The sequence below is a fragment of the Leisingera sp. F5 genome, assembly GCF_001593695.1.
Genome location: NZ_LUKH01000358.1, coordinates 1 through 2,729 on the forward strand (window position 1 = coordinate 1; position 2,729 = coordinate 2,729).

Here is a 2,729-nt window from a genome sequence, read left to right on the forward strand (position 1 = left end):
AAGGCGAGTACGGGCTTGCGCTGGTCGAGGCGGTGGCCCATGTAAATCATCTGTACCACACCGGCCAGGTCGACCGCTGGAAACGCGACGACGGCGCTTGGCTCTATCAGCGCAAGGGGTGACGCGCCCCGCAAGAGGGGAGACACCATGAGCGACGAGATTTCGACCAGCGCCGAGGCGGCAGAGGCAGCGGTTCTGCCCTGCGTGCATGAGGTTCATGCCGATCCCGAGGCATGTGCAGGCCTGCGCAAGGTTCCGGAAAAGTTGCAAAAGCAGGATGCGGCCAAGAGCCCGGCGCGCTGGGCGTATGAGCGGCTGATTCTTTATATCCAGAATTTCGAACAACAGCTGGACGCCGAACACGAGGTTGCGATGGGCTTTGCCGGCGGCAATGCAGGGGTGCTAAGGATCGAAGGAATGGGCTATTACGATCCCGACATCATCACCTTTTATGGCAGCGAAGGCCCCGGAGCCCGCACCCAGCTGGTGCAGCATGTCAGCCAGCTCAACGTGATGCTGCGGGCGGTGCCCAAGGCGCAGGAAGAAGCCCCGGCCAACCGGATCGGCTTCCGGCTCGCTTCAGATCTGGAGCAGGAATAAGTTCCGGACTGGGCGCCGGGCGATTCGGTTCAGCTCCGGTGCCGGCCCGGACGGGGGCCTGGTTTGCTGGCGATGCTGAGGAACACACCGCGTATTTCTGACAGATGCGCGCGATTGACGTGGTGACAGAGGATTGCAAATCCAGTAATCACCAAGAAAATGCACGTGAATTGAGGAATAACTCACATGGCTGAACATCAGCACGGCACCATGGACACCGCGGTTCAGGAAAAAGTCTATACCGGCTTTCTGACCTTTATTACCCGCTCCTGCATTGCCCTGATCGTCTTCGCGCTGTTCCTGGCGGTTTTCGCCACCTGATTTCCGGTCCAAGGAGCACGCGCCTTGCGTAATCTGCTGTGCCTTGGCGCGGTTCTACTCGCGCTTGCGGGCTGCGCGGCGCCGCAGCAGCCCAATGCGGATGCCGAAACCCTGGCCAAGGTGGCCTACCGCCAAACCGGCCCCGCGACGCTCACCCTCTACACGATGATCAACAATCGCACCGGGCGGGGCGGGCACGCGTCGCTGATGATCAACGCGTCGGAACGGGTGATCTTCGATCCCGCAGGCTCGTTTTACGCATCGGTCGTGCCGGAGCGGAACGACGTCCTTTTCGGCATCACCCCGGCGGTCGAGAAAGCTTACCGGGGCGCTCATGCGCGCAGCACCTTCCATGTGGTGGTGCAGCGGGTTGAGGTGACGCCGGAGCAGGCTCAGAAAGCCTATCAGCTGGCAGTGACCAACGGCCGCGTGCCGGGGGCCTACTGCGCGCAGGCCACTATCGGCATCCTTCAGCAGATCCCCGGCTTCGAAAGCCTGGACCGCACCTTCTACCCGGAAAAACTGTCCGCCCAGTTCGGCCAGCTGCCGGGGGTGGTGACGGAACGCTACTACGAAAATGACAGCGCCGATCTGCAGGCGGGCATCACCAAGAGCGACGCCGCGCTGAACGCTGCTGAGTAACCCTTCCGCCCGGGAACTAGCCGAAAGCGCCGGGCGAGCGTCAGGCGGCGAGGTACAACAGCAGCAGCGAAAGCCCGCCGGTGCCCAGGCCCAGAAGCACATTCCGTGTCAGATAGCCGACGGCAAAAGTCGCGGCAGCGGCTGCAAAATGCATTGCGCTGGGGTCGCCGCCCGTTGGCGCGGGCCAGACCACCAGCGGCGCAACCAGCGCCGGGATGATCGCCACCGCCGTGTAGCGCAGATGCCGCATCAGCCAGGGTGCAATCGGCTTGCCACCCATAAAGCCGATGAAGGCAAACCGCAGGGCATAGCTGCCCAGGGCAAGCCCCAGGATCACGATCCACAAGATGGCGCTGGGTGTGCCGCTCATTTCGTGCCCTCTGTTTTGATATTCTGCCGCTCCAGCCACAGTTCCGCTTGCGCACCTGCGATCATGCCCGCAATCCCGGCTACGATCAGCCCCAGATTATAAGGCAGGGCGGCGGCCGGCAGCGATGCAGCCACCGCCACGAAGCAGGCCGCCACATGCGCAGGCGTGCGCAGCATCGGTCCGATCATCGCCAGAAACGCAAGCGGCAGCACGAAGTCCACGCCCCAGCTCTCCGGGATACGGGTGCCAACCAGCGCCCCCAGCGCGGTGGCAATGACCCAAGCCGGGGTGATCAGCCCGTTGGTGCCAAAGAAGTAGGCCACCCGATGCGCCAGCGGCATCTCCGGCTCTTGTTCGAACTGCACGACCGACAGCGCATAGGACTGATCGACGATGAAATAGGCGGCAATCGCCCGCTGCCACATCGGCGCATCACCCAGGTACGGTGTCAGCGAGGCCGAATACATCGCCATCCGCAGGTTCACAGCCAGCGCCGAAATTAGGATGATGATCAGCGGTGCGTTCTCCTGCATCAGCTGCAGCGCGGTGAACTGGGCGGCGCCTGCAAAGACCGTCAATGAAAAGGCAAAGGCCTCCGGCACAATCAGCCCGGCCTCCGCCGCAAGCACCCCGAACAGGAAACCAAAGGGCGAGGCCATGAACAGAAACGGCGCGCTGTCGCGAAACCCCTTCCAGAAGGCCGATTTGGTGGTGGTGATTGCCATCTGCGCGTCCTAGATTGCGTGCAACCGGCCTACGGCGGTGGCAGAAGGAATGCAATTGGTGAGTATGGATA

At 62.7% G+C, this 2,729-nt stretch carries 5 protein-coding genes and 1 pseudogene; 4 read left to right on the forward strand and 2 right to left on the reverse strand.

Features of this window, described 5'->3' with window-relative positions:
* From A2I95_RS30220 to A2I95_RS30235, 4 genes and pseudogenes are all read left to right on the forward strand, one after another.
* Positions 1–122, forward strand: a pseudogene (locus A2I95_RS30220) (MBL fold metallo-hydrolase); the annotation flags it as partial.
* Between the two features lie 25 nt (positions 123–147).
* Positions 148–600, forward strand: a complete 453-nt coding sequence (locus A2I95_RS30225) for a DUF6173 family protein (protein ID WP_027256451.1) — start codon at positions 148–150, stop codon at positions 598–600.
* Between the two features lie 186 nt (positions 601–786).
* The gene (locus A2I95_RS30230) at positions 787–921 is read left to right on the forward strand and encodes an aa3-type cytochrome c oxidase subunit IV (protein ID WP_027256450.1); all 135 of its coding nucleotides are present in this window, start codon (positions 787–789) and stop codon (positions 919–921) included.
* Positions 922–945: 24 nt separating this feature from the next.
* Positions 946–1,563, forward strand: coding sequence for a hypothetical protein (locus A2I95_RS30235; RefSeq protein ID WP_291735820.1), 618 nt, complete (start codon positions 946–948; stop codon positions 1,561–1,563).
* Positions 1,564–1,603: 40 nt separating this feature from the next.
* On the opposite strand, the gene A2I95_RS30240 is transcribed toward A2I95_RS30235, so the two are convergent.
* Positions 1,604–1,933: an AzlD domain-containing protein gene (locus tag A2I95_RS30240; RefSeq protein WP_291735823.1), complete on the reverse strand. Its 330-nt coding sequence runs from the start codon at positions 1,931–1,933 to the stop codon at positions 1,604–1,606.
* Positions 1,930–2,658, reverse strand: a complete 729-nt coding sequence (locus tag A2I95_RS30245) for an AzlC family ABC transporter permease (protein WP_027256447.1) — start codon at positions 2,656–2,658, stop codon at positions 1,930–1,932. The genes A2I95_RS30240 and A2I95_RS30245 overlap by 4 nt, the downstream gene beginning before the upstream one ends.
* Between the last annotated feature and the right edge of the window lie 71 nt (positions 2,659–2,729).